This is a genomic window from Acinetobacter sp. YH16052 (genome assembly GCF_013417155.1).
Classification (GTDB): Bacteria; Pseudomonadota; Gammaproteobacteria; order Pseudomonadales; family Moraxellaceae; genus Acinetobacter.
Genome location: NZ_VPEO01000180.1, coordinates 1 through 1181, shown reverse-complemented (window position 1 = coordinate 1181; position 1181 = coordinate 1). Strand labels below are relative to the sequence as shown.

At 35.7% G+C, this 1181-nt stretch carries 1 protein-coding gene; it reads left to right on the top strand.

Annotated elements, in window-relative coordinates; genetic code table 11:
* Window positions 1-71: 71 nt before the first annotated feature.
* Window positions 72-1162, top strand: a protein-coding gene (locus FTV42_RS17110) for an IS4-like element ISAba1 family transposase (protein ID WP_085940648.1) whose coding sequence is annotated in 2 segments (ribosomal slippage) — window positions 72-612 and window positions 612-1162 — 1092 coding nt in all. Because the reading frame shifts where the segments join, the coding sequence is not laid out codon by codon here.
* The last annotated feature ends 19 nt before the right edge of the window (window positions 1163-1181 follow it).

The window sequence follows — 1181 nt, the reverse complement described above, 5'->3', positions numbered from 1 at the left end:
CTCTGTACACGACAAAAATAGATAACTCATTGAAATAATGTCACAATAATTGTTTTCTAACGACGAATACTATGACACATCTCAATGAGTTATATCTTATCTTAAACAAATCTCTAAAATGGAACAAGTCACATTTAAAGTGCTTTGCGCTCATCATGCTTGTGATTATTTTAAAGCAAACATGTAATCTTTCTTCTGCATCTAAAGCCTTGCCCATCAAGTGTTTACCACAATCATTTTATCGACGTATGCAGCGCTTCTTTGCAGGTCAGTATTTTGATTATCGTCAAATTTCTCAGTTGATTTTCAATATGTTTTCATTCGACCAAGTGCAACTGACTTTAGATAGAACCAATTGGAAATGGGGAAAACGAAATATTAATATCCTGATGCTCGCAATCGTTTATCGTGGAATAGCGATACCTATCCTTTGGACATTGCTTAATAAACGTGGAAATTCAGATACGAAAGAGCGTATTGCTTTGATTCAACGCTTTATAGCCATTTTTGGTAAAGACCGTATTGTGAATGTGTTCGCAGACAGAGAGTTTATCGGTGAGCAGTGGTTTACATGGTTAATTGAACAAGACATCAACTTCTGCATTCGTGTTAAAAAAACTTCATTGTCACCAATCATTTAGGAAAGAATCATAAAATTAGTGATTTATTTCGCCATCTTAAAGTTGGTCAAATTGAATGTCGTAAACGACGGATTTTGGTTGGTCGGGTGAAACTATATATAAGTGCACTACAGTTAGAAAATGGAGAGCTTTTACTCGTCGTTTCTCCTCAGTTTAATGCCAATGCTATTCAGGATTATGCATTACGCTGGGAAATTGAAACCTTATTCAGTTGTCTCAAAGGACGCGGGTTTAATCTTGAAAATACGCGCTTGACAGACCCTAGACGAGTGAAAAAATTGATTGCGGTGTTAGCTATAAGCTTCTGTTGGTGTTACTTAACGGGTGAATGGCAACATAATCAAAAAAAAGCGATAAAAATAAAGAAGCATGGACGACTCTCAATGAGTTTATTTCGCTATGGTTTAGACTATGTTCAAATGGCGATTCAGCGTTTAATTGGTTTTGGGAAAAAAGAAGAGTTTAAGGAAATTTTGGCAATTTTAAGAAAGCAGAATCCTGATAGGATAAGGGTTCTGTGAAATTTGTCGTGTACAGAGA